This is a genomic window from Acetobacterium paludosum (genome assembly GCF_008086595.1).
Lineage (GTDB): Bacteria > Bacillota > Clostridia > Eubacteriales > Eubacteriaceae > Acetobacterium > Acetobacterium paludosum.
The window spans coordinates 11,090-37,334 of the sequence record NZ_RXYA01000009.1; the positions used below are offsets into that span (position 1 = coordinate 11,090).

At 39.5% G+C, this 26,245-nt stretch carries 20 protein-coding genes; 2 read left to right on the top strand and 18 right to left on the bottom strand.

The features are described from left to right. Positions 1–25 precede the first annotated feature (25 nt). The 11 genes from FZC41_RS10215 to FZC41_RS10265 all read right to left on the bottom strand — a co-directional run bounded on the left by FZC41_RS10215 (position 26) and on the right by FZC41_RS10265 (position 15,066). Positions 26–2,104: an AIPR family protein gene (locus tag FZC41_RS10215; protein ID WP_148567311.1), complete on the bottom strand. Its 2,079-nt coding sequence runs from the start codon at positions 2,102–2,104 to the stop codon at positions 26–28. Then, positions 2,082–3,044: a PD-(D/E)XK motif protein gene (locus tag FZC41_RS10220; RefSeq protein ID WP_170253944.1), complete on the bottom strand. Its 963-nt coding sequence runs from the start codon at positions 3,042–3,044 to the stop codon at positions 2,082–2,084. Before FZC41_RS10220 ends, FZC41_RS10215 begins: the two co-directional genes overlap by 23 nt. Then, on the bottom strand, positions 3,037–5,850 hold the full coding sequence (locus tag FZC41_RS10225) for a Z1 domain-containing protein (protein ID WP_148567313.1): 2,814 nt from the start codon (positions 5,848–5,850) through the stop codon (positions 3,037–3,039). The genes FZC41_RS10220 and FZC41_RS10225 overlap by 8 nt, the downstream gene beginning before the upstream one ends. After that, positions 5,843–7,309 (bottom strand): ATP-binding protein, encoded by a 1,467-nt coding sequence (locus FZC41_RS10230; protein ID WP_148567314.1) that lies wholly within the window; start codon positions 7,307–7,309, stop codon positions 5,843–5,845. The genes FZC41_RS10225 and FZC41_RS10230 overlap by 8 nt, the downstream gene beginning before the upstream one ends. 58 nt (positions 7,310–7,367) lie before the next feature. Further along, positions 7,368–7,712 carry a hypothetical protein gene (locus FZC41_RS10235; protein ID WP_148567315.1) on the bottom strand — a complete coding sequence of 115 codons (345 nt, stop codon included), beginning with the start codon at positions 7,710–7,712 and terminating at the stop codon, positions 7,368–7,370. Continuing rightward, positions 7,709–8,413 (bottom strand): class I SAM-dependent methyltransferase, encoded by a 705-nt coding sequence (locus tag FZC41_RS10240; RefSeq protein ID WP_311135822.1) that lies wholly within the window; start codon positions 8,411–8,413, stop codon positions 7,709–7,711. The genes FZC41_RS10235 and FZC41_RS10240 overlap by 4 nt, the downstream gene beginning before the upstream one ends. Then, complete coding sequence (locus tag FZC41_RS10245; RefSeq protein WP_148567316.1) at positions 8,414–10,948, bottom strand: DEAD/DEAH box helicase family protein; 2,535 nt, start codon at positions 10,946–10,948, stop codon at positions 8,414–8,416. A 192-nt stretch (positions 10,949–11,140) separates the two neighbouring features. Beyond that, positions 11,141–11,818 (bottom strand): RadC family protein, encoded by a 678-nt coding sequence (gene radC, locus FZC41_RS10250; RefSeq protein ID WP_148567317.1) that lies wholly within the window; start codon positions 11,816–11,818, stop codon positions 11,141–11,143. 266 nt (positions 11,819–12,084) lie between these two features. Beyond that, entirely contained in the window at positions 12,085–13,155 is a 1,071-nt protein-coding gene (locus FZC41_RS10255; protein WP_148567318.1) for an ABC transporter substrate-binding protein, read from the bottom strand. 52 nt (positions 13,156–13,207) lie between these two features. Further along, on the bottom strand, positions 13,208–13,996 hold the full coding sequence (locus tag FZC41_RS10260; RefSeq protein WP_148567319.1) for an ABC transporter ATP-binding protein: 789 nt from the start codon (positions 13,994–13,996) through the stop codon (positions 13,208–13,210). After that, the gene (locus FZC41_RS10265; RefSeq protein ID WP_243136694.1) at positions 13,993–15,066 is read right to left on the bottom strand and encodes a FecCD family ABC transporter permease; all 1,074 of its coding nucleotides are present in this window, start codon (positions 15,064–15,066) and stop codon (positions 13,993–13,995) included. Before FZC41_RS10265 ends, FZC41_RS10260 begins: the two co-directional genes overlap by 4 nt. A gap of 660 nt (positions 15,067–15,726) precedes the next feature. Here FZC41_RS10265 and FZC41_RS10270 point away from each other — a divergent pair. Then, entirely contained in the window at positions 15,727–15,942 is a 216-nt protein-coding gene (locus FZC41_RS10270; protein ID WP_148567320.1) for a hypothetical protein, read from the top strand. Continuing rightward, the gene (locus tag FZC41_RS10275) at positions 15,932–16,126 is read left to right on the top strand and encodes a helix-turn-helix transcriptional regulator (protein WP_148567321.1); all 195 of its coding nucleotides are present in this window, start codon (positions 15,932–15,934) and stop codon (positions 16,124–16,126) included. The genes FZC41_RS10270 and FZC41_RS10275 overlap by 11 nt, the downstream gene beginning before the upstream one ends. A 55-nt stretch (positions 16,127–16,181) precedes the next feature. Here FZC41_RS10275 and FZC41_RS10280 read toward each other — a convergent pair whose 3' ends face one another. The 7 genes from FZC41_RS10280 to FZC41_RS10310 all read right to left on the bottom strand — a co-directional run bounded on the left by FZC41_RS10280 (position 16,182) and on the right by FZC41_RS10310 (position 26,237). Beyond that, positions 16,182–16,715, bottom strand: a complete 534-nt coding sequence (locus FZC41_RS10280; protein ID WP_148567322.1) for a nitroreductase family protein — start codon at positions 16,713–16,715, stop codon at positions 16,182–16,184. A gap of 403 nt (positions 16,716–17,118) precedes the next feature. Then, entirely contained in the window at positions 17,119–19,386 is a 2,268-nt protein-coding gene (locus tag FZC41_RS10285) for an HD domain-containing phosphohydrolase (protein ID WP_148567323.1), read from the bottom strand. 44 nt (positions 19,387–19,430) lie between these two features. Next, positions 19,431–19,718 carry a hypothetical protein gene (locus FZC41_RS10290; RefSeq protein ID WP_148567324.1) on the bottom strand — a complete coding sequence of 96 codons (288 nt, stop codon included), beginning with the start codon at positions 19,716–19,718 and terminating at the stop codon, positions 19,431–19,433. Positions 19,719–19,866: 148 nt separating this feature from the next. Next, positions 19,867–22,914: an EAL domain-containing protein gene (locus FZC41_RS10295; protein WP_170253946.1), complete on the bottom strand. Its 3,048-nt coding sequence runs from the start codon at positions 22,912–22,914 to the stop codon at positions 19,867–19,869. 352 nt (positions 22,915–23,266) lie between these two features. Beyond that, positions 23,267–23,797, bottom strand: a complete 531-nt coding sequence (locus FZC41_RS10300) for a hypothetical protein (RefSeq protein ID WP_148567326.1) — start codon at positions 23,795–23,797, stop codon at positions 23,267–23,269. Positions 23,798–23,874: 77 nt separating this feature from the next. Beyond that, on the bottom strand, positions 23,875–24,708 hold the full coding sequence (locus FZC41_RS10305; protein WP_148567327.1) for a hypothetical protein: 834 nt from the start codon (positions 24,706–24,708) through the stop codon (positions 23,875–23,877). A 41-nt stretch (positions 24,709–24,749) separates the two neighbouring features. Then, positions 24,750–26,237, bottom strand: a complete 1,488-nt coding sequence (locus FZC41_RS10310; RefSeq protein ID WP_148567328.1) for a hypothetical protein — start codon at positions 26,235–26,237, stop codon at positions 24,750–24,752. Between the last annotated feature and the right edge of the window lie 8 nt (positions 26,238–26,245).

The window sequence follows — 26,245 nt, forward strand, 5'->3', positions numbered from 1 at the left end:
CTTTGTGACAAGTTTATTGACTCATTTAGCTATATGTAAAACCTTCGTTTTCACTTTTTCCTTTAATTTCCAACACACTGGCACATTGTTTTTCTGTCGGCAGTTTTATTTCCATCTCGATAGCTGTCTTTAATAGGCTCATTTCTTTGGGCGAAAATAAATTTTTGTCTAAACCCCATGTTGCAATCTTCTTCCAGTAATTAACCCCTAAACCGACCACCTGCTTCTGTGCTTCAATACCATTGACCATTTTTTGAACTTTACGCTCTATTTTCGCAATATCCTTAGCATCACCGATACTAATCAAATAACCTTTAACTGCCTCTTTATCAATTTCAAAGCTTTTCTCTTTTAAACATGTCCAACAGTTTTCTTTTTTGCACCATTCCGTAACATTCAAAACCTCTCTAGCATCGTCGGTAATATAACTGCTGACATATTCAGAAATTTGGAGCAACTGCAATTTTAAAGCATCTGTCAATTCCTGTGTCTTCCAGACTTTCTGCAAATCAAATGTCTTTTGTGGATACTGCTTTTCTACGAGATGTTTAAACCAGGACATCGCATAAGTGACAATGTTGGCTTTATATCCTTTTTCATACCAGACTTGTTTTGCAATATTTTTGTCCAGATAATTAAAAATAATACGTAAAGCTATTGTGTCTTTATAATACAGTTCATTGAAATTATCCTTGTTTTTCATCCATTCAATATCAATATATTCTGCAAAACGCATGCAATTTTTTTGTGCACCCCAAGACACAATATTTGGTAATTCTCTCCAAATATCTCGGAGTTTCGCCATATCCGTTTTATTCAGTCTCTGATCCTTGGGATGTTGTAAGATATATTGTCTTTTCTTTGCTGGTGTCATTTTTCTCTGTTCCTGTTCAAATTGGCCTCTAACGCGCTCAAAAAACCAGATTGTTTCATATTGTGCGCCATCTTTTGCCGGAGCAAATAACCTACGTGAAAGTTTTTCCATTTGAATGTTGAACTCATGATTTGAAAAGAAATCTGCTGAACTGACTTTATTCTGACTATTAGAATATCTGGAAATATTTGGTATTATTTTTTCTGCTGTTTTTTTGTCCGGTATAACTGTCAGTTTCATCTGCACATAGATATTTTCTAATGATGTTTTATCTTTAAAACGTGCGTTTGACAGACTGGCGGTTGTCTGACCGCCATTGACAACTTGCAGATTATTAATCTTTTTTATCAGTATTCCAGTTTCAGTTTTATCGATATCCACTTCGTTGGCTGTTGCCGCAATCCCGTTATTATATGAAAAGAACATATTTTTTTCGTCACTGAGTATTGTTTTTCGAATATCCCGATTGACTGCAACTTTTGTAGATAAAAACGATCTTACATTCCCTTCCAATAATCTGCTGCCGAATTTATCGTAAATATCTGCCAGTAAATCTCCGGATAGCACACACAAATAAAATTTCAACCCATCAACGTTAACATCGCAAGCTTCCAATGTCGGCAGTCCTTTCCCGTACAATTCCAAAAAATCAACTTCAATCGGTTCTCCCTCTTCTCCTTCTGTAAATAACCTTTCAAGTCTCTGAATATCCCAGATATGATATTCAAGAGGTATACCTTTGAATTTAGAATTCGGGAAAATTCCGATTGATTTACTCATGATTTTATCGGTTATGACAAACAGTTTAATTTTATTAAGCTCTTCCTTCTTCCATAAAAACTGAATCTGTTTTGACAGGTCAAAAGCCGGGGTACTGATTTCAATATCCAGTTGTTCATTGATACATTCTTCGAAAAAAGCCAGCGACCATTTGAAAAGCTGGTTTGCTTCTGTTTTTGTCAGTGTTTCTATTTCTTCTTTCTGTGAGTAATTACTGGCAATCAGTACCAAGGTTTTATCAAATTCATTATATGACCAAGCGTCTACTCGGCATTTTTTTCGCCCAGACGCACCTTCAAAATAAGATTGTTCATATTCCTCAAAAACCTGATTTTCCACAAAATTCTCACAAGTTAACTTTGTAAATGAGGGCACATTGCCATCACCCTCAGAGGCAGCAGTAGATTTCACATCTTCATAATATAACTTATGATATTCCTGTAACTCCATAATTATCCTCAACTTTCCATTGTTCAATTGCGGTTAATGAAAGTGTATAGTTTGCTCTGACAATTTCAGATCTTATATTTTCTGGTATTAGTTTTGGAAAAGTTGCATCAACTTTATAATAATTGATCCCATTAAATATAAAATGCATATTGTCATAACTTTCTCTGTAACGGTATCCCAACAGCATCAATTTATCATTAAATAAAAAGAGCATCTTCGGTACTGATTGAAGTTTTAAAATTAAAGTGTTTATTATTTCATTAAAGCTGAAACCAGCAGCATCAGTTTCTGATGTTTTATCCAGATTGATAACAGCCAAGTAACCAATTTTTTCGACATTCAATTGATCCAAAGACGAGATTTCGATCGAATCTTTACCTGTACCAATTGTTTTCACCTCAACCCAAGTCTCACAGAAAACGAAATCTCTGTCATAGCCTTCGGGACCCAACCAAGATTCAATCGCAGTTTCTTTGTCTGTTCTTTTTAAAAGAATTTTGTCAATAAAAAGCAATTCCCCTATAAGGCCTTTTATTTTTGATGCTGACATTTCTTCAAGGCCGGTTTCCATCATTTTCTGCCACTTCAGGAAACGGGTTACAAAGATCTCCATCCCATTCAACTCATTTATACATACTCGACAGGCTTCAATTAAATCCACGCACAGGTGAACAAAAACATCTTCAAATTCATCGTTTTTCAGTTTTATCTTAACTGCCCATCTATCGTCAGTGCTTCGTTTGTTTTTTATAACTGACAGGAATTTGCTGGAAGAAACGTTTGTAGGCTCAAAATTGGTGATTAATGCAAATACCCTTTTACCTTCATCATCTTTACCAATAAAAAAATCCAATGGATGTTCTGCATCAACTCTTTTTAGAACATCTTCTTCGGCATGAGAATTGTCCCATTTTTTCAAAAGTTCCTCAATATCAATCAAATTCGTCACCTTCCTCTTCTGTTAAAGCAGTTTCATAATCCAGCAGAGTGTTCATGGCAACCTTGTTAATCACATATTTGATTTTTTCTGAATTCGTACCCGGTAAACTTTTAGGGAAACCCAAGCTTAAACCTACAAGCGGCGTGTCTCCTATTATTGGTTTCATATCACTTAAAACTTTTGTATTCGGAGCCACAAAGTAAATTAGTAAAATCGGCTTACGTTCCATAATAAGATATGTCTTGTCATCAATCTGTTTTGGTTTACCCTTTTGAGTTTTTAAATTCTGGGAATAGAATTTTTCTTCTGCTTCTCTTTTATCATCTGCACTTAAACCGAGTTTTGTCGCGCCCCTAGTTCCTAACCGTGCACTTTTACCAGATATATTGAGATAACCACCATTTCTGGTGATATTTCGTTCTGACAGTTTGATATTCATGTTTTTTACTTCCTGTGACAGATATCTTACACACTCTTTTTCATTCAACGTGACACCTGATCCACCTATTATTCCAATATCCCAGAAATCCTGTTCTTTGTTATTAAAAATATGCTGACTTAAATCCTTGGGTGAAAAGGGAATATGTACCGGATGTGCTGCAAACTCTTTAATGTACTGTCCAATGATTTCTTTTGGTATATTTTCAAACAATATTCTATTTCCCAACTCTTCATCGGATTGATATGGTAACAATCCTTTGATTAATTGATCTGTTCTAATTAAGTTATCCTTTAACTGTTTCTGATTTGCAATAAGTTTTGGAGTTTCGATCAATTCTCCTGCAATGATAATCCATCGTTCAATATTATCTGAGTTTCTCATTTTATTTCTGGCTGTTACAAATAATGAAGGTATATCTTGTCTTACTTTGAGGCCAAAGTCTCTCGGTGTCATATCCAATCGTCGCATCTCATCAATTTCTTCCCGCAGTTCCTTTGTTGCTAATGTGATGTATTTATACCATCCAATAGTTTCCTCCATCATCCATATTCTAAACAAATGGTCATAACCATCTCTGTAACCAAACCATCTGCCCATCTGCATAAGAGTGTCATACATCTGAGAATTTCGATAAAAATAACTTACACAAAGGCCTTCCAGTGTCAGCCCTCGTGATAAACTGTTCCCGCCGATTGCAATAACTCTTAAACCGGTATCTGAATACAGTCCATAATCCAGTTTCTGTTTACTTTTCTGATTGATAACTTGAATTTCAATGGGTGCCATTGAATCATATAATTTATTCTGAATTTCACTCCAGGCATAACCAGTTTTTTCTGAAAGTTCATATTCTTCCCACAATGAATTAAAAAGGCTCATTGTAGTATTTTTTTTCGCTTTTTCCCACGATTCACTGGCATAAAATAAAATATCCTTTCGGATTTTATCAAAATACAACTTTAATAAATCGAAAACACCTTTCTGAACATTTACATACTGACTCACATTGATCAGCATTGATCTGTGCGTTCTTTCATAATTATCAAGATCTCTGACTGTATTAACCAAACAGAAGTATACAACTGCTTTTTTTAGGCTGAATGGTAATTCCGGTACATCATGATATGATTTATTCTTTGATTTGAAATGATTTTCATCCGGATCAGGACTATCCTGAATAATGTCCGTTATTCCCTCAACAAAATCTCCAAATTCGGCTTCCGCACCAAATATTTTGACGCTGCCGATGTAATTTGTAGGTGGAGAAAGTGCATATATGAAATCACTGGGAAATAAATCAAGCTGTTCAATTTTTTCCTCCTCATCCGGATCGATGAAAATATTTGCAAAAGGTGTCGCGGTAACTCCCAGATAATTCTTACGAGAAAACAGATCCAGAATATTTCGAATCCCATGATTAATTGCTGTAGGATCCTCTTCGGGTTTACGTGTATTAACAGATGCGTTGTCTGCTTCATCATCAATCAGCAACAACGGCAAATCTATTTTTTCGCCTTCGTTGTCTATATTAAAATGAGTAAGCCATGATATAAGATTATCCAGAATTTTTTTGTTCTTTTTTAAAACAAAAATAACTGGCTCGTTGACAGTATTTAATGTGAAGTTTAATGAGTTCAATTTTTTAGCGTTAAAATCTCCGGTATCACTTGTAAAAGGTACCGGTATTCTAGACCTGTTATATAGACCGACACCAATATATTTTTCTGATTTTTTCTGACTTAAAATATCCTTGCTGCTGCGTCCCACAAAACCTTCATCTACACGTTGTTGTGTCTGTCTACGAAGAGTTTCAATTGTTCCCGTCAGAAGAATAATTACCTTGTATCCTGCATCTGCAGCCTTATTGCATAATGCCAGATAGTTGGACGTTTTGCCTGACTGTATATCTCCCAGAAGCAAGCCTTTTCTACTCCATGTGCCGATCCAGGAATCCTGTTTGATAGGATTACCCAATAGTTCGAGAATCTCATCACTTACCTCACCCAATCGATCAACAATATCGTGATTCCAACCCTTTTCATCTTCAAGATATTTTCTGTAACGCGGCCAGTAATAGGAATCTTTTTCAATTTCCGCTTTTCTGGCTGGTAGCCATGGTTTATATGTATCTTGATTAACAAGACGGGTACCCATATCCATCTTGATATTCAAATTGGAAAAAAAAGAATCCTGTACCATTTTTTTATCTGCATCATCAAATTTTACAGAGGGATTTATAATTGATAACATTAGGATAGCCTTATCAATGGCATCCCGAAGATCTATTTCTGATGGTTGACTTAACTTGTTGCTTGTTTTTAATACCGTATATATTAAGTTCTCAATTTCTTTTATCTTATTCACTTTTTATCTCCTCGTAAATTTTTTTCAATTCATTTGGATAGTCTTTAAAATCATCCATTGTCTTAAATTTTTGATATGCTTTTTCAAGGGTTCCAAATTCTTTTGCCTGTTTTAAAAGGTCTCTTGCCAACTCACATGTCCTAGTTTTTCGAATTGCATCCTCATTCGTCAATATCTTTTTATCATTTTTGATATCCCCAAAAAGACTGTATAATGGCAGATTATCCTGAATCATCTCGGTGAATAATTTTAATGTTTTTTTTGTATGTTTGTCCATCTTACCATTGATATATGTCAGCATTGGGTATTCATTATTAATAATATAACGTACCCCTTCTTCACTCACCATTCTGCTCCAGACATGAATACCATCTTCCATTTCTTTTTTTTCTCGAACCTTATATACGCGTTTACTACCTTCAAGAACTTTATCTAAAATCTGTTTTAAAATTACCTTTACAGCTTCAGGGGGTTGTGCAGCAGACTTTTTAATATCTAGTGACCATTGTTCATCAAAAGTATTGGGTATATCCACCTGTACTCTTGCCAATCGTGTAAAATCGTCCTTTGATGCCATATTAAACCAGGTACCCCAAACCAAGAGCCGTTGATTTCTATAAATATAAACACCCTGCATTTTTCTGAAACCGTCTTTACCACCACAAATTTTCTGATCTTTTTTACTCATTTTAGATATGTGTGGTAATATGTATGCCTGAATTATTATTTCACCTTTTTTACCTGGTAATGTTAAGCGCTCGTCATCCATTAATTTTGTACTTTTACTTTTATAAAACGGATCATAAAATTCGATTTCTTTTTTGTTGATCGACATTTTTGTTTTTCTTACACCATCACCGCTTAAATAGCGATGAAATACCAGTGCCAAATGTTCACGAACGACCGATGATTTTTCAATCATTATTTTCTCAATATTTTTTTCACCAGTATCAATTTTATCCAATTTGGTCCATATTAAAAGAGTCCCATTTTTCAAAAGTTCCAGTTCTTTTATTTCCGGCAACGTTAATATTTCCTTTTCTTCTAAGAAAATAAGCGACCAGTTATCAACTTTATTAATATAATCCAAATCCCATCTACAAGCATTTAATTCTTCATTACATTTTGAAATGACTGTCAAACAACGGCATTGAGAAAGTGATGCTGTTTTCATACCGAGACCATATCGCCCCATATCCTCTTTTTTTCGATCCTTAAGAGGATTGGTACTCCCGTATCTCATTGCCTCAGTCAGCGTTTCACGATCCATCCCGGTACCATCATCTATAACACAAATATACGGTTCACCAAAACCATTACATATTATTTCTATATTTTTTGCTTTTGCTGTGATGCTGTTATCAATAACGTCAGCCAATGCTGATTCAATTGTATAACCAATTGCTCGAGTTGATTCCATTAAAATCGATGCTGAGGGTGGTAGATCCTGGTATTTCATTACTTATCTCTCCTGTTTAACTTTCATTTTTATGTTTCACAGAGTTATTTTAAAACAATTAGATTTGCTTATTATCATTGCTTTTTTGTAATATACTTTTCAATGTATCTATTATTTCAGAATAATAGATACCATCTTTTTCAGAAAGTAAATCAATTGTTTTTTCTAGTTCAATGTCGCTGAATAAACCTTTGAACTCTTTTGTAACGCCTAAATAATGTAGAATCCCCATTGCTTGATAACCATGACTCTCTGCAGAATCAAGGCCAAGTACGACCTGATCCAATTTTCTGTGTGAAACAGCATCAAAAAGATAACAATATACCACTTCATCAATTTGATTCTGATTATACAAATTATATTCTCTTTTTCTATTTGAATGTTTTAACATGGGTATATTCATAATTGATCACATCCATTTCTACTTATATTATCAGTTTTTTTTCCAATCACATTCAACCAAATCTCCCCATCTCTCCCATCTCTTACATCCCTAGTAATAAAGGTCTCAACTACCGTCAGCCCCACCACCGGTTCCAGTAAGGCCTTCAACCGTTCTTCATCCAGATCCGTGAAGTACCGGCCGTTGCGGTCGCCCTCAAAATCCCCGTATTTAAAGGAAGCATATAAAATACCGCCGGGCTTCAGGGCTTTGACAAGCTTCAAAAAGATCGCCGTCAGTTCCCCGTAGGGCACATGGAGCAGCGAGGCGCAGGCCCAGATTCCGTCAAAGGCCTGGTCAAAATCCAGCGCATCAAAGGTCAGGCACAGCACCGGCTGGCCGATATAAGCACCGGCCAGCCGGCAGCATTCCGGTGAGCCGTCGATGGCGGTGACGGTATAGCCCAGATCCAGAAAGGCCTTGGCATCCCGGCCGGAACCGCAGCCCAGATCCAGAATGTGGCCGTGTTCCGGCAGCTGGCTGAGAAAGCGCTGGTGCAGTGCGGAAAAATCGGCATCGATGGTGCCCCGGATAAATTCCCGGGCGGTTTGGTTGTAGTAGTCGAGTGTTTTATTCATCAGGGTCTCCTGTTTCTTTAATGCTGGCGGATCATCGTCACCGCTGGGGTTGCCATTATTACGCCCGGCCTTGACTGACGTCATTTACTGGTTCAATTTTTCCAGCCGTTCTTTATAGAAGCGCTTGGTGCGGTAATCGATGATGTCCTTGAAATGAGCAATAAAAGCCGGATTGGCGATAAAAGCCTGCAGGGCCGGGGCCAGACAGAAGCGGTCGTCCGCTTTCACAAAATACTCCCCGGCGGTCTGGGCCAGAAAATGAACGGGATTGCGATTGGCCAGGGCGACGTATTCTTTTTTACCCCAATTCAGGGCATCGGCGGTACTTTTGTCCCGGAGCAGATCGATGCGGTTTGAGGCATTGGCATAGAAGGCCATAAAACTAGCACCGATGTCGTCCGCGCTGATGGCCATCTTGATCCGGCCGCCGTTGTAGAAGGCCAGGAGAACCGGCATTTTATAGGTTTTGGCCATGGCGGTGTTTTCAATGTTCTTCAGGAACTCATGTCCGACGGTTCCCAGCAGCCTTTTTTCATCGTCTGTGGCCTGGCCGATGTCATTTAAAAAGGACAGATAATCCCGGAAAAGGTTGAGTTCTTTTTTGCTTCGGATTGTCTGGTAAATGTCCGCGTCCAGATGCACAAACAGGTCCAGCCGCAGGGGCCGTCTGCCGAGTTCTTCCTGAATGTCGAAAAACGCCGCGATCACCCGGTCTTTGATTTTCTTCTGATCCTGAGCCATTTTTTTGAACAGATCCACCAATCTGAAATCGAAATCCACAAAACAGTCCTCGGGATAGTCGTCCGCACCGGGGAGCCGGTCCGGCTTTTTGTCCGGACGGCTCCCCGGCGGTTCGCTGGTGAGGAAAAAGGGAATCAGATTGGCTTTTTTATAGTTTCCGATAAAATCCAGCACGTTGACATAATTTTTCCCCCGGGACTTGCGCAGGCCACGCCCCAACTGCTGCAAAAAGACGGTGGGCGACTGGGTCGGTCGGAGAAACAGCACCATATCCAGTTCGGGGATGTCCAGACCTTCATTGAACATGTCCACCGAGAAAACGACCTGGAGCTCACCGGTCTTCAAAGCTTTGATCGCCTGTTCCCGGGGCCGAACCAGCTGCTGCTGGTGCGCCTCGGCTGATCCGCTGATGACGGCACAGCAAGCAATGCCCTGCTCCTGGAAATACCGGGTCATGTACAGGGCATGATTCCGGCTGATGCAGAAACCCAGGGCCTTTTTGCTGTCGTATTTAAGATAGTTCTGCAAAATCAGGTTGCCGCGCTGATTGATGCTGGCCAGTTTCTCAAGCTCGTCCTCATCGTAACGGCCGTTTCGAAAAGAGACTGCGTCATAATCCAGATCATCATAAATGCCGTAATACCGGAAGGGCACGAGCCAGCCTTTGTTGATGGCTTCTTTCAGGCGGACTTCGTAGACCACGTTGTAGTCGCAGAGGGCAAAAACGTCCTGATTGTCCAGCCGTTCCGGGGTGGCGGTCAGGCCCAGCAGAAATTTCGGTTTGAAATAGTCGATGATGTTCTGGTAGTGATCGGACACGGCGTGATGGAATTCATCGATGATGATGTAGTCGAAGGCATCCGGGGGAAAAGTGGCCTCCGTCAGGTAGGCTTTGTTCCCCAGCGTCTGGACCGAGGCAAAAATAATGTCCTCGGCGGTATCTTTTTGGGTGCCGTTGAAACGGCCGGTGCTCAGCTCATAGCGGACACACTTGAAGGTGTGTTCGGCCTGGCTCAGTATTTCGTCCCGATGGGCGACAAAGAGGATGCGGGTATAGGCTTTTGAATCGAAGGCCGCCAGAAAGGTTTTGCCAATCCCGGTGGCGGCGACAATCAGGCCTTTGTCCAACTTTTCCCGGCGGAAATTTTTCAGTTCATACAGGGCTTCAATCTGGGCATCTTTGGGCTGGGGAAAGGCAATCAGCGGCGGCGGGTTCGGCTCCTCCGTATCCACGATGAAGGCCGACTGCTCCTGGGCAACCCGGATTTTTTCGATAGTGCCTTCATCAGCGGTTTCCAATGCTTCAATCTGCTGATAGAGCCGAGGACGTTTCCACTGCTTGGCGTATCTTTTCAGCTCGGCATCGTCAATGGGGATGGAATGATCCGCCAGCAGTTCTTCAAAAATCCGTCGGAAATAATCGCAGTCCGCCTGGTTTTCCCGGGAATTGATCCGATAATTCCACTCGATGCCGGAGGTCAGGGCCGACTTTGAGATATTGGACGACCCCACAAACACTTCGTCATAATCGGTGTATTTAAAAAAATAGGCCTTCGCATGAAAGGACTGATTGGGGACATTATAGAACCGCAGATCGAGCTGATCCCCCAGGGCATCTTTGAGCAGATAGAGGGCTTCAGGCTGAGTGATGTTTAAATAATCGCCGCACAAAATCCTGATTTGCACCGCACGGCCAGCCGCCGCCTTCAGATCGTCAAGAATCAGGCGAATTCCTGACGCCATCAGAAAAGACACATTGATATCGATTTCAGCGGCGGTGGCAATCGACACCTTCAGGTAGTCATATAAATGATCCTGCTCTCCGGTGATGCAGTTTTCATTATAGGCGTTGGCGCCGGTTATCCGATATGTTCCCATGTCTCTCCTCTTTCTGTCTTGGTTGATTGAGCTATTGCCAAATGAACAATGATTGCGTTGCGAGCTGTTTCCACAACCCATTTTGTAACGTGTAGGCGAACCGGCGATAGCCTGTCCGCCGGGCAGTGTAAAAATTGGTTCGTGTGAAACGGCTCGCAACGCCCACGGCTCTTGATTAATCGGCCGACCCGGTTACAGCAGCCGGTTCTCCGCAAAACTGTAATAACCGTCCCCGGCGACGATGATGTGATCGGCCACCGGGATGGCAATGGCTTCCGTGGCCAGGCTGATTTTCTTGGTCACGTCCACATCCGCCCGGGAGGGCTGCCGGCTGCCGCCGGGATGGTTGTGGGCCAGGATGATGCTGGCCGCCTGATGCCGCAGGGCCGTTTCGACAATCAGCCGGGGGTAGACCGGGGCTTCGTTGATGGTGCCTTCATGGAGCAGACAGGCATGATTCACCCGGTTCTGACTGTCCAGGCAGATCACATAAAACACTTCATAGAGCCGACCAGTGAAGAGCGCAACGGCATACTCCCCGGCCCGGGAGGTGCTGTCCAGGACGGCTTTTTCCTTAAACTTACCCTGATTGTAGCGCCGCGCCAGGGCCGGCATCAGGGACAAAAGCACCCCGGTGTTTTCCGTGACTCCCGCCATTTTGCATAAATCGACGGGATCCGCATCAAAGACGCCGGACAGGGAACCGTATGCTTTAATCAGCTGATGGGCCAGTTCGTTGGTATCCTTCATCGGGATGCAGTAAAAAAGCAGCAGCTCCAGAATCTGATGATCCTCAAAACTGTCGATGCCTTCCAGTAAGGCTCGGTTTTTAACCCGTTGGCGATGTCCCTGGTGCGGATTTTTGTCCATGCTTATCCCCGATCCCCTCGACTAAACGATGGCGTTATTTTGTCATGCGGTAATATTGCAATACTTTCCCATATTTATTTCATTTGTTGCTTTTATTTTAACCGTTGCTTTTGTATGCGTCAATGAATAGTCTGAGTAAATATTCGTTTTTTACGAACTGCGCAATAAAAAAAGGTGATCACATCCTAACTTAATAGTATTTTGTGACCACCATTCTTGCTTTATTTTTTTATTATTCTCTAACGATCCTATCAATCATTGCTCTTTTATTTTTCACTTCCGGCAAGAACTTTCACAATTTCATCGGCAGAAATTTTATAAGAGTAATAGTTACTGAAGAAATCCGAAATATTTTTACTCATATCAACGTTAGCGAATAAATCCGGATACATCACGGTACCAAGCCATAATGGAAGCATCGCTCCCTCACCGCTTCTGACCGACCAGTTGTAAACACCTTGCGGGCAAACATAAACTTTACCGGTTTTTACCGCCTGCACATCAGCAAGGGTTGGATCGTTGAGAATCGCTTCTTTTGCGGGTTGATTGAACGCCATAATAACCTGTGGATTCCATGCCACAACCTGTTCAGCATTAACGGTAAGACCCGTTCCTGACCCGGTGCCATTATAGTCTTTGGCTACATTGATACCGCCGGCTGCTTCAAAATATTCATTGCAAATATCGGTGCCATTGATGGTTGAGTAAGCACCTCCGGAATAGCGAAGATCCAAAATGGTTACCTTATTTTCAGCCGCAATCGTTGCTGTCATCTTTTTTGCTGTTTCAATATTTCCCTGATAGTAATTAACAAAATTCTGGGCGCGGGTCTTACCTGCTGCTCCAAAAATATCTCCGATAATTAAAAATGAGTCGCACATATCATCAACTGTTTTCATATTATTGATGGCTACAAAAGAAATGCCCGCTTGTTCCAGCTGGGTTTTCTGTTCGTCTGAGTAACTGCTGTCAGGGCCGTAAACAACCTGTGCTCCGGAAGCGATCACCCCTTCAACAGAACTGGCGTCATAATTGTTGGGATTGCTTACAGCATAATCCGGAAATACTTTTTTGAAATAATCGGTAACGTTGGCTGTTGCCGCGGCGACAATTTTGCCGGGACCAGCGACAATTTCCGTCATTTGGGCAAATGCGCCAATGACCGGCACTGCTTTCGTAATTTCTGAAGGAATCTCAACTTCTACCCCTTCGCTGTTTTTAACCATCCGCGTCGTTGAACTGCTAGTGGTGTTGGCACCTGAACTGCACCCCACTAGGCTAAAACAGATTAAACACATACCAACAAGCGCAAAACTTAATAAACTTTTTCTTTTCATGATGGTGTCCTTTCAAGAGCAGAGTGCCGGCAACATTGCCAGGTACTCAAAATTATATTTTGGTATCAAAAATGGGCTGACAGAAATTATAGGAATTTTGGTCGTAAGTATCTTGTAAAATAGCGATGTGAACGCCATAGGTTTCGGTTAAGGTTTTTTCATTTAGTATTTGGCTGGAATGCCCATAGAAATATTTTTTATCCTGAGTCATCAGCACGACATTTGCATCGCACTGAAACACATGGTCCGGGGAATGGGTGGTCATAATAATGCCCAATCCCCCCTTAGAGAGTTCTTTAATATTCTGGATGACCTTTACCTGATTTCCAAAATCGAGGTTTGATGTCGGTTCATCCATCATTAAAAAAGCTGGCTCCTGGGCTAAAGCCCTGGCAATTAAGACCATTTGCCGCTCGCCGCCGCTTAATTCCGTATAGCTGCGATTTTTGAGAAAGGAAATGCCCAAACGTTCCAACAAATCCGATACATAAGTAAAGTCCTTTTTACCGGGAGAACCAAACGCATCCAAATGTGCGGTTCTTCCCATCAGCACCACATCCATGACTGAAAAAGAGAAGGGCGGAATATGTGACTGGGGAACATAACCGATTAATTTTGCAAATTCTCTTCTGGAAATAGTCGTTACATCTTTTCCGTCAATCATAACGGAGCCTTTATTCATCGGCAGAAATCGGAGAATCGTTTTAAACAGGGTTGTCTTTCCGATGCCGTTTGGTCCCAGCAGGCAAAGAATTTCACCGGACTCGGTACTGACGGAAAAGTCTTCAATGATAATTTTTTCACCATAACCGCACTGAAGGTTCTTAATTTCAAGCTTCATGCTAAGTTCCTATTCCCTTTAAAAAGCATATAAATAAAGAGCGGCGCACCAATAAGGGATGTTAATATGCCAATCGGCAGTTCCCCGGGAACAAGCAACCGGGCAACATTATCGACAATTAGCATAAAGAGACCGCCGCTTAATAATGTGATCGGCAGCAAGGCCTTGTAATTGGGGCCGACAATCATACGGGTAATATGAGGCATGATTAAACCGACCCATCCAATCGTTCCGCAAAGACAAACAGAGGAAGCGGTTAATAGCGAGGCACAACAGATAATACCAGCTCTTGTTTTTTTGACATCAATTCCGATCGACAGGGCTTCTTCATCCCCGAATGTCAATACATTCAGTTGCCATCGATACAGCATCAGCGGAATGCCACCGATTAACAAGACGAATCCCATCACCAGGATATTATTGTAACTGCCCGATCTGGCAAAACTGCCCATCAGCCAGAAAGTTATTTCAGGGAGTTTGGCGTTCGCATCGGCCAGATATTTAATCAATGAAATCAAGGCCGAAAATATTGAAGAAATAACTACCCCGGACAGCACCATAATCAATATGGTATTCTGACCTCTCCCAACTAATTTTGAAAGGGTCATTACGAGGAGCACCGCCCCGATGCCAAACAAAAAGGACAGCACATGAACGCCAATGGTTGGCAAACCAATTAATAAGGCAATCGCTGCACCCAATCCCGCGCCGCCGGCGACGCCCAAAATATCCGGTGAAACCATCGGGTTTTTGAAAACTCCCTGAAAAGCAGCACCTGATGCTGCCAGAGCGGCCCCAACTAACAGCGCCAGAATTATTCTGGGAATACGGATGAGAAATAATACCGTCGCTGCTTTTTGCTCCGTTGCATCTAACGGTGTCGAGGTTATCTTTGCAATGAATAAATCTTTTATCTGGCTTAAAGGGATACTATATTCACCCAGCGTTAAAGACACGAGGGCAACTAAAATAATGAGGAACAGTATCGTTGAAAAAATGACTGTATTCTTTTGATTCTCCCAGAGATTGCTGAAATTAATTCTTTTTTCCTGAACAACGGCTTCTTTCACATGGCACCTCCCTGATGTTCTTTTTTATGTTAATCAAGGCTTTTCGGTGTCCACCATAATACAAAGCTCCTGGTCTCCTTACAAAAGGTGACACTGCCATCTTCATTTTCAGTCAATAATGGTTTCATTTAAAAACATCCTTTCAATATACAGAGTCTGGCTTCATAGATCGATGCTTCAACAGCTTTTATCGACTAATTAAAAATAACCCTATCATTCGGTTAATCAGGCATGCTGCAAAAACGAACCGAAACGGGAAACACTTAAAATTGAAGCTATTACATCAGCTCACTATAAACGTACCTTATGTTTTGTCTTCTTTTCTGTATTTTTGTCTTTTTTAGTATTCTTTTATCTGTTTTATTTATTATATATACTTACTATAATTAAGTCAACACAATAATCGAAGAGACGTTTCCAGGAACTGAAAGGGTGTGCATAATGACGATCAGCGCGGAAATCAACAGGACCCCGCCTATTTTCCGCCATAATTTACCGCAGTAAATGTAAAAAGAATTTGACATTCTGATCCGCGTAATGTTAGACTATAAATGTAAAATGTATTTGACATTCATCTCGTGTTTTTTGCCGCCATCGATGGTATTTTATTTTGGCAGACCATAATTTTACCAATTACAATTTAAATAAGGAGTGATTTTAATGAGAAAAATGGACGAAATGGAAATGAGCATTAGTTTGAAGGCAATAAAGGGGGCCTGGGCATACACCGTTTTATTTTTAGCGGTTTGGGGTGTCATCGATTATATCCAGACCGGAAGATTTGGTTTTCCCTTTTTTCTGCTGATCACCCAAAATCTTGTTTTTATGGCCATTCAAACTTTTCTAAAATGGAAACTCGGAAAAGATGAAAAATAATATCAAGGCCCTACGAAAACAAATGGGCATGAGACAGGAAGATATTGCCACGACGCTTGACGTCACCAGGCAAACCATCAATGCGATTGAAAATGAAAAGTACAACCCGACCCTGGAATTAGCCATGAAACTTGCTAAACTGCTAAACACCACGGTTGAAGCATTATTTATCCTTGACCGTTAAAAAAAGCACCGCATCATTTCTGATGCGGCACTTTTTTTGCGATTGATGGATTTAATTAATTAATCCGTTCCATCGCCAGTTTTCCGGTGGTGAGTTCCTTTTCTGTCAGTTCTTCGGTGGCATAGCCCAAGGCGATGGCGGAACAGGGAACAAAACCTTGCGGTACTTTGAGTTCGGCGCACAGCGCCATATCGATGCTGATGGCGGCGATAATCCCCATCAGATAACAGCTTCCCAGCCCCAGATCGGCAGCGGCGACGGCCATATTTTCGATAATAACGGCGGCATTGCAATAAGGCACCCCGCTCATTGGACCTTTCAGCTCCGCACCGGATACCAGAATCACCGTCGGTGCGCCATAGGTCGGATGCGTGCCGGTTTTTGCAAACAGCGCCGCTACGGCTTCATCAATTTTTTCCAGTAACGCTTTATTTTGAATGACCGTCAGCTTAACGCTTTCGAATTGCCCCATCCCGACCGGCGCCGCATTGGCCGCCTGCAAAATAGTCGTCAACTCGGTCTCGGTAATCTGCTGCGCTTTGAAAACCCGGGATGACTTTCTTTTGGCGATTGCCTTCATTGTTTCCATTTGTCTTCCTCCTTGATTTTTATTCTAATTCTATTATACTAGCCTCCGAACAGAATACAAGGCAACATTATCTATCGATTCGTGTCATTTTTCTTACTGGAAGAGCTCCATGCCTGACACCAATTTATAAACTTGTTATTTTCAATGGGCAAAAGTATTTTTCCGAAAAAAAGCTCTGAACTCCCTATGTACAGGTAGTTCAGAGCTTTTTTATTTTTTATTTGGTAGCGGCGGACCGGACCGGTTCAAGGTAACAATTTGCATTAGGGATTATCAACATTATTAATCTTAGTTAATCATTCATATATGTATATATGGCGTTCCTCGATCTCTGTCTTATGATTGATGCCTATGGTGCCAGAATTAGTGTCACCATTCCGACAAAAAATGCAACTCGAAATATTTACCATACTTTCCCCAAAACTTTTTCAACAAATATTTTTGCTATTTCAGGATCAAATTGTGTACCTGAACATTTTTTTATTTCATTGATGGCGTCTTCTACACTTAATTTATTACCATAAGTTCGATAACTCGTCATCGCATCATAAGCATCGGCAATCCCGATAATACGGGCCTGAATTGAAATATTTTCACCCTTAATTCCCAACGGATAGCCTTGTCCATCCCATTTTTCCTGATGCTGCAGAACATATGTTGCCAATTCAAAAAATTCATCAGACATATTTAATATGCGATATCCTATTTCAGGATGCCTTTGGATTTCTTTGAATTCAGCACCATTTAATTTTCCATGTTTATTGAGTATCTTCTCATCGATCCCGATTTTTCCAATATCATGGACAAGTCCCGCCAGCTTGATTCGATTGACCATTTCTGATTCAAAGCCCATATGAATGGCAATTGCTTCACAAAGTTTACTTACTCTTTTTGAATGCAGCATTTCTCGATTGTTTTTTTCATATAATGTTCTCATTATAAGATCAACGGACTTAGTCATTGCCCCGGAATTTTGATAAAGTTTTTGTTTATACATATTATTCTCTGCCTGTTTGAAAATATCCTGAATACTTATTTTTTCAGTATTTTTTGTTTCATATCCAAATGAAAATGAAACACTATAGGCTCCAACTTTTTCTTCGGGTTCATGATCTTTAATTCGTTTAATAATTTGTTCTGCTCTTAATGCATCAGTTTTAGGTAGAATTACAATAAATTCATCCCCTCCTAGTCTCGCTATAACATCATCTGCTCGACAACCTGCTATGATTTTATTTGCCACTTTCTTAATCACTTCATCGCCCATTTTATATCCTAATGTATCATTGATTAATTTTAATCCATTTATATCTATTATAAGAAGGGTTAGTGGAAGTTCTTTTTTTGTATCAAGTCGTTTTAACGCTTCTTCATAGTATCTGCGATTAAAAAGTCCGGTTAAAAAATCATGATAACTAACATAAATAATTTCTTCTTCTCTTCTCTTTTTATCGGAAACATCTCTAAATACAACGACTACTCCATTAATTTTCCCACTTTCTTCTAAAATTGGGGCAGCACAATTTTCTATCGGACGCTGACTTCCATCTTTTGAAATCAGAATAATATGATTTGCTAATTCAATGATTCTTCTCATATTTAGGACTTTATTCACGACATTATCGGCTTTATCTCCAGTATACCCGTTAATGACATTAAAAATATTTTCAATAGGTTTACCCATTGCTTCTTCCTGGGTCCAGCCGGTCAGATACTCACCAATCTTATTTAAAAGAACGATACATCCTTTATTGTCGGTGGATATGACACCATCCCCCACTGATCTTAACGTCGTTGCCAGAGAATTCTTTTCATTCAAAAGTGCCCGTTCCAACCTTTTATGTTCGGTGATGTCATGGAATGTCCAGATTCTTCCATAATATTTTCTATTCTCGTCCAGAACAGGTGCAGAATATCTTTCAACAACCTTTTCATTCGTAAATTCTATTTCATCATAACTTATCCCTGTTTGGTGAGTATATCGATTTTGTTCTTTTTTTAGAAACCGATCTGGGTCTTTGGTTATGCTTTTAACATGATTAAGCAGTGAATCACAGTCCTTATCGTTGACAATATATTGTGGTACATCGAATAGCTCATAAATGCGTTGATTGGTAAGAATTTTCTTGTTATTATCATCAACTATCAGTATCCCGTCAAGTGATTCATTTACCTGTGCTTCAAGAAACATGGTCTTTGATTGCAAGTCATTCATCATCTGCAAATGTTCACTGATATCCTGAATACTTTCAATGGCACCAATTGTGTTTCCAAATTTATCATAGATTGGTACTACCATGGCATGAACCCATGCCCCACTATTACCATAAAGAGCCGGACAATATACTTCTGCTTTCAGCACATCACCTTCACGCGTGAGCTTTGAATACCTGGATGTAATCTTATCGTCATCAAAAAAAACTAAATCCATCAACTGCGGTTGTGCCTTCCCATAAAACGGTACACTATAAGCATGACCGTCCTTGCCAAGCATCTCTGTGGCAGGAATACCCGTCATTTTTTCAATGGCATTATTCCAAATGATCACTCGCTTTTCATCATCAATAGCCAAGATAGCATCTGGCAGAAATTCGATGATGCCCGATAATTTTCTCTCGTACGTTTGCAAATCTACTTTTGCCTGCTTGTCTTTGCAAAAATCATTACTCATTTATCATATCCCTCCTTTTTTTTATCAATCAAAGGACATTCTTTTCAACTTAAAAATCTGGGAGTATACCTTGCCGTCACTATTTCACCGGAAGGGAACAGATATTTTATCACTTCCATTGCCGCTCGCCCGGTCAGCATGATTTCCAAAAGGTTGAACTGCTCCATCGTACATTTTTCATCCAGCTGAGCCATTGCTACCTCAATCCCGTTAACAACTATTTCCTTGGCACTAATCCCAGTGTCACATAAATTCTTAGCCAGATCGATGGACTGGGTGCAGTCTCCAATAACAATCGCTTCTACCAGAGGTTCCATCATTTCTGCTGTCATTCCAAACCATCTTCCTTCTATAATAATTAATAAAAAACAGAATTCTTTGTCGGTTGATGTTGCTTTGAACAGTATTATTAATACCCATATTTTTCTGTCAAAACCAATCTTTCAAAGTCATCAACGTGGATTACTACTTCAAATCAGTCTAGATCAGGGGGACATTATAATTTGATAACAGTGAATTAAAATAGATTGTCGGGGAATCGTTGGTAAAGTGTTCATCTTCAAAATAAGTATTCTTTTTCTTGTTAATTTGAATTTCATAAAGAATTTTCATTAGCTCTTCTCTTTCCTCTTCATCAATTAAAAATTTAACCCCATATTGATAAAAATCATCGTTAATCTCTTCCATCCACACCGGACATCCATTAGTTTTAACGGTGTTATTCAATAAGGTGGTTTCAAATTGCAAGGTGAAATCTCGTTCAAGTGGAAATTTTATATTGGAAATAAAACTTAACCCCCCGGGCCCAATATTTTTAATCAATATTTTTGTATTTCCTACATTCATCTTTTTATCTTTTATTTTTACAATTTTCAGTTCAGCTTTCAACAATTGATAAAACTTCAATCTGAAATATTCCCTACGTTCTATCTGGGGCATGATGGGACTGATATTCACAAGAATCGGTTTGCATTTTCCTTTTTCTAATATTTTTTCAAATTTTTCCATCGGTAATGGTTTGGAATAAAGATAACCCTGACCAGCATAACAGTTATTCTGCAGTAAAAATGATAATTGCTCCCCGTTTTCGATTCCAACCGCAATTAATTTTATTTTGAGTTCTCTAGTCAAATTAATAACGGTTTTAGCAATAATAGCGGTAGTTTCATCAAACATTATATTCTTTATAAAGACGCCATCCATTTTTATAGCGTCAATATTAAAATCATTCAAATGTGTCAATGAAGAAAATCCAGTTTCTACCCCATCAAGAGAAACTTTTATCCCAAAGACTTCTAATCTTTTTATATCGCAAATAGCTTTTTCCCGATCTTCTATTAATATATTTTCTGCGATTTCCATAATTAAAAATTTTGGATTAAGTTCAAATTCATCTAAAATACTTTTAATATTTTCAACAAAATTCTTTTCATAAAACTGAATACTGGAAACATTAAAAGTAATCTTGATTTCTGATAACCCATTCTTCAGCCATTCTTTATAATTGCTACATATTTCATTAAGCACCCATCTGCCCAATTCGATAATCACACCGGTTTCCTCTGCCAAACGAATAAATTCATCTGGCTTTACCAATCCCCAAATTGGATGATTCCAACGGATCAAGGCTTCAGCAGCAAGAATTTCGGAAGTTTTTAATTTCACTATTGGCTGATAAAATAGTTCAAATTGTTTTTTTTCGACAGCTCTACGCAGATCGTTTCGAAGTTCAAATTGCTTATAATTTTCAATGCTAAAGTCAGGTGCGTAAAACTTAAAATGATTCTTCCCTTCTTTTTTTGCCCAGAGCAAAGCAATGTTAGCCTGCTTTATTAGAAGATCTCTTTCTATTTCTTCGGCATCTATTTTCTCGAGTTCTTGATATTCCTGCGCATAGATGGTAATTCCTAAATTCATAGCCACATCAAATTCGTACAGATCTACCTTAAACGGACGCAAAAACAAGCCAACAATACCTTGAGCCATTTCTTCATAAGCTTCTGAGCTAATTAATCCCTTTACAATTATGCCAAACTTGTCTTCTGAGTATCGGCTAATGAAATATTCTTCTTTAAAAAAGCTTTTTAAACGGATCATCATTTGAATAATTATTTGATCACCGGACTTAAATCCGAGAGATTCATTAATGAATTTATATTCTTCAAAATCTAACATCATCACTGCTAGAAATGAACCTTTTTCTTTTGCTACCTGATATAGTTCGTTCAGTTCGTTCTTAAAACATATACGATTAGGTAGACCTGATAATTCATCATGAGTAGCAATATAATTCATGCGTTTTTCAAATTCTACACGTTTTGTAACATCTCTGAAATTTAACACCAGACCTTCAATTATCAAATTATTCAGTAAATTTTGCATTACAACTTCTAAAAAGACGTTTTTTCCTGACTTGGTTTTAAAAATCAGTATTTGCTGGTCTTTAATTTGAGGGTTTTCTAAAACATTATTAACCATTCTCATTAATTTTTTCAGTTCTGTTCCTTCATAAAACTTATATATTTTTTTACCGATTAATTTCTCCGGCCTATACTTAATGACTTTTGTGGATGTGTCACTAATATATTTGATAGTGCCATCCGGTTCAATAATCTCATAAACATCGCCAGATTCTTGTACCAACACTCTATACCGTTCTTCAATACTATCTAGTTCTCGCTGTTTATTATCAATGATTTCCTGCATCTCTTTTTTTTCTGTAATATCTTGAATGGTTCCATAAATACGGGTTGGATTCCCATTTTTATCCAGTTTTGTTTCACCCAATTGAGACAAGTTCCTGATGCTGCCGTCTTTTTTTATAATTCGATACTCCAGGGAAAAAGGTTTTCCTTTGGGAGGGTCATTTATTAGCTTGACCAGCAATTTTCGATCATCAGCATGGATAAAGCTCAGGAATTTTTCCAGGGTACCATTATAATCTATGACCGTAATTCCAAAGATCCGTAAGGCTTCCTCAGACAAAAAGTTAATATTCTGTGCCAGATTAATTTCCCAACTTCCCAGATTGGATAATCGTTGGGCACTATCTAATGTTTTTTTCATATAGATGATTTCTTTTTCCATAAGTTTTATTTCGGTAATATCTTGAATGGTTCCAATGATTTTTATTGGAAGCTCATTTTCGTCGTATAATATTTTTGTTTTCTCTCTAACAAACCGTAATTCTCCCTCACCTGTTAAAATACGATACTCTAAATCATATTCTTTACCATCAAAAGCACCTTGGATTGCTGCCCTTACTGCATTCAAATCATCAGGGTGGACAATATGGTAATAGTTTTCCTCACTGCCATCAAAATCTTGAGGATTAACCCCTAAGATATGATAAACCTCATCAGAAAAATAAACTATTCTCTGGTTTAAATCATAGGTCCAACTTCCTATTTTAGAAAGTTTCTGAGTGAAATACTGATTTTCTTTCCATAATTGAGCATTTATTTCCAGTTTTCCTTTTATTACATCTATTTCATTCTTTTTTAACCGGTTCTCTTCAAGTAAAGCCATATTTGACCTCCTTATCATTATTTGTTTAATTGATATGGTAAATTTAACCTTATTATACATCAAGAGTTCTATTATAAAATAACGATTTATATATTGATTTATTCTTTGCAACTAAGTTGTTCCGCCCCAGTTCATTAGATTAAAAGGCAACGCGATGAAACGTGATGAAAAAGAGTTTAAACAAGAAGTTGAAGAGACATAAAACGGAGAATTAATTTAAAAATTGCGCCATTTTGTAATGTGTAAAAAAACGAAAATTTGGAATATAAGATTAAAAAATTTAATGATTCAGATTAGTGGCGTTTCTATTGAATATTTGTATTGTACTCGTTCATGGATTGATAGAAAACTGTTATTGTTTAAGCAACATTGTATTCATGTCAACAGTTCCTCTGCTGGCATATGTATCTGGAGCATAGCCAATTACAACTATTTTTACATTTGTTTCTTCTGCCTTCACATTCTTAAGCAGAGCAATTGATTGAACATATTCTCCTGGTTTAATAATACCGCTTTTGCCAAGTACCTTGCCATTTTTATCCTGCAATTCGGTCATCATCCATACATCATTTGATGCCGGATTGGTTAGATTGATATCGACGCTATTATTTTTGACAAATAGCCTCCCGCAAAGCTTAATCTCAAACCCTTGTTCCACATTCACGGTGGTGTAACCTAAATCGATATCCGGTGTAGGCTCTCCGACTTGTGCTGATGGATCAAACCCGGGTGGAACAAATTGGAGGGGCGTGTTCAATCGCTGAAAGAGTATAATCCCAGTCAGTATCAAGGCTATGAGGATGACGCCAATGAGTGCCAGGTACAAAACCACGGTTTTTCTGGACGCTTTTGAATGTTGAGGAATCTCTCTGTTGGTATTCATCAGTTATTCCTTTCAGCATTTATATTTTATATAAAAAGGGCAGATTGCCTGCCCTTTTCTGAAGCTATCTTACTTTTTTATACTATATTAACAACAACTGCGATGGTTCTGTCAGCTGCATCAGTCTTTGTGTTGGATGGGGTATTATCGTTGGTGACTGTAAATTTACCAACCCACGTTCCAGTTGTTGCATCAATCGGTGTGTAAGCACCACTTGCCATGGTAACTGTATAACCTGATGTAACAGCAGCCTGTGCTAGTGCAGTCATAGCTGTTTCTACCGGTACTTCTGTATTTGCTGATGCCGATACTGTAGATACTGTCGTATCTAAAATCTTGGCAAGCTCAGTTGTTGAACTGTATGGTGAAGTCGTAAGTGACACTGTAACTGCGCCCACTTTACCTGCAGTAGTATTTGCTGCCGGTGCACCTTGTAGATTAAGGTAAGTTTCCTCTGCTGGTCCAGTAGTCGCATCTGTTGCGCAAAGATCCAACGCCATAACACCTGTAAGCTCTCCAGTCTCGTTCAAATTACCATCTACTTTTGTAAATGTCCCGGTCGTTGCTCCACCTTTAGCTGAATCTTTGGTATAAGCAAAAGCAGCATCGATTGGCTGACTTGAGTCATTGGTAATTTTTACCTGATCTTTTGCTCCATCGAAATCTGCTGCACTCCATCCAGCTCCGTTCCAAGTGTGATCAGTCGGATTCCATGTCCCAAAGGCATAATTAAATGCCATAGAACCCCATGCAACGGTAGCACTGTAAACATCCGTTTGTGTGGTTGTTCCGTTTACATCCTTACTCGTTGCACCTGTAATTGCTCCCGGATCTAAGTTTGCCGCAAAAGCGGGCGTTACCATCATGGCCATTATTGCCATGGTTCCGATCACTGTACTAAGCTTTTTCATTTTGTTTCTCCTTTCATTTGTTTATGTTTCTGTCCTCTCCTCTACTCTGATATAATCAACGTTACCGGCATCTGGGTATTCAGCATGGCCTGTTCGTTGGTTGTTATATCATAAAATACAAGATAAATAATGGCATTATATTCACCTCTCTTTAGTGCCGTTCCATCCTGTAATAATTGCAGTTTTATTTCGTCCAGTGCATATCCCGGTGGGATTGCTCCGGATCGCCCAATCACCTGACGGGTTGTATCTGGTGAATATCCGGGCTGTGCTTCAATTCTTGCCTGTTCCAATGGGGTTCGGCAAGTTGAACCTAATGTGTTTATCATTTCTGTATCGGTTAACTGGAGCTCAATGACAATATTTTTAGTTGAATCCCCAGGATTCTTAAATGCAAAGACGCCTCCGGATTGTGCATTTTGAAAGATAATCTCTTTTGCAAATTCAAAAGAGACCGAGTTTCCCTCACTGGGCTGAATTTTTTCATCAGGAATAACCGTCACACTCTCGTCAATGGGAATTGCCGGATAGGTAGGCGTCTTGCCCATGTAAAGCCAGGCTAAAACACCGAGCATCGATGCGGCTAATGCCCCCGCCCCTAAAAGCCATGGCAGCAATGCTTTGCCACCATTTTTTATTTTTCCAAAAACAACGCAATGCCGAATTTCACCATTGTTTTTCCCTGCCAGACCACCCGGAAATTGGCTGCTGGTTATTTCACAGTTAGCAAAACAGCAGTTAATGCAGCTGCCTTCATTAACACCGACTAAGCCGCCTGAATATTTACCTTTTTTTACAACCCCTTCGATACCTAAATTAACTATGACAGCATCTCTGATTACTCCAAAGAATCCCGCATATTCCAATTCTTTGTCATTGACCAAAAGATTCTTTATACAGTAACCGCCGCCATCAAAGGTACCACTAAACGGACTGTTTTCATCGATGCCGATCGGTATCCATTTCTTGTTTTTAAGATCGATGTCATTAACGAGCAGATACCGTACCTTGGCGAAAATTTTATCGCCTTCATTAATTTTTACAGCAATTTTAAAGAGCTGTTCTGCGGTTGACAGTTCGATAACTTCTTTTTCAGACGGTAATTCGTAGTAAAATTTATTGCTTATAAATGTGGGCAAAAAAGGTTCGTGCTGATTTTCCATCGTACTATCTGCCGTTTCCCAGATATTTTCGAAATCCCAATTCAACTGATTATAGAAATTTTCAAAAGTCAGGTCTTTTTCCAGCTTACCCAAACCAATGTCCACCAGCTTACCCGAACTGGCTTTACTACTATTAAAAAAGCAATTAACAACAGATCCTGAATTTTTAGCTCTAAACCCGCCAGTGACTTTTGTCTTTTTGACACGCCCGGTGCTGTAAGAATTTTTTATTTCTCCTTTGTTATTGCCGCAAAAGCCTGCTGCGGTTCCTTTTCCCAAAACCGTCATATTCGAATAACAGTCGACGATCATGCCATTGTTCAAAGCGACAAATCCGCCACAAACTGCATTTTTATTAGCCATCATTATACCTT

What these genes read in the sequence shown, in the direction of transcription:
- FZC41_RS10215 (WP_148567311.1), bottom strand. Translation starts at nt 2,104, where the DNA reads ATGGAGTTACAGGAATATCATAAGTTATATTATGAAGATGTGAAATCT.
- FZC41_RS10230 (WP_148567314.1), bottom strand. Translation starts at nt 7,309, where the DNA reads ATGAAATACCAGGATCTACCACCCTCAGCATCGATTTTAATGGAATCA.
- FZC41_RS10235 (WP_148567315.1), bottom strand. Translation starts at nt 7,712, where the DNA reads ATGAATATACCCATGTTAAAACATTCAAATAGAAAAAGAGAATATAAT.
- FZC41_RS10240 (WP_311135822.1), bottom strand. Translation starts at nt 8,413, where the DNA reads ATGACGTCAGTCAAGGCCGGGCGTAATAATGGCAACCCCAGCGGTGAC.
- FZC41_RS10245 (WP_148567316.1), bottom strand. Translation starts at nt 10,948, where the DNA reads ATGGGAACATATCGGATAACCGGCGCCAACGCCTATAATGAAAACTGC.
- radC (WP_148567317.1), bottom strand. Translation starts at nt 11,818, where the DNA reads ATGGACAAAAATCCGCACCAGGGACATCGCCAACGGGTTAAAAACCGA.
- FZC41_RS10255 (WP_148567318.1), bottom strand. Translation starts at nt 13,155, where the DNA reads ATGAAAAGAAAAAGTTTATTAAGTTTTGCGCTTGTTGGTATGTGTTTA.
- FZC41_RS10260 (WP_148567319.1), bottom strand. Translation starts at nt 13,996, where the DNA reads ATGAAGCTTGAAATTAAGAACCTTCAGTGCGGTTATGGTGAAAAAATT.
- FZC41_RS10270 (WP_148567320.1), top strand. Translation starts at nt 15,727, where the DNA reads ATGAGAAAAATGGACGAAATGGAAATGAGCATTAGTTTGAAGGCAATA.
- FZC41_RS10275 (WP_148567321.1), top strand. Translation starts at nt 15,932, where the DNA reads ATGAAAAATAATATCAAGGCCCTACGAAAACAAATGGGCATGAGACAG.
- FZC41_RS10280 (WP_148567322.1), bottom strand. Translation starts at nt 16,715, where the DNA reads ATGGAAACAATGAAGGCAATCGCCAAAAGAAAGTCATCCCGGGTTTTC.
- FZC41_RS10285 (WP_148567323.1), bottom strand. Translation starts at nt 19,386, where the DNA reads ATGAGTAATGATTTTTGCAAAGACAAGCAGGCAAAAGTAGATTTGCAA.
- FZC41_RS10290 (WP_148567324.1), bottom strand. Translation starts at nt 19,718, where the DNA reads ATGACAGCAGAAATGATGGAACCTCTGGTAGAAGCGATTGTTATTGGA.
- FZC41_RS10295 (WP_170253946.1), bottom strand. Translation starts at nt 22,914, where the DNA reads ATGGCTTTACTTGAAGAGAACCGGTTAAAAAAGAATGAAATAGATGTA.
- FZC41_RS10300 (WP_148567326.1), bottom strand. Translation starts at nt 23,797, where the DNA reads ATGAATACCAACAGAGAGATTCCTCAACATTCAAAAGCGTCCAGAAAA.
- FZC41_RS10305 (WP_148567327.1), bottom strand. Translation starts at nt 24,708, where the DNA reads ATGAAAAAGCTTAGTACAGTGATCGGAACCATGGCAATAATGGCCATG.
- FZC41_RS10310 (WP_148567328.1), bottom strand. Translation starts at nt 26,237, where the DNA reads ATGATGGCTAATAAAAATGCAGTTTGTGGCGGATTTGTCGCTTTGAAC.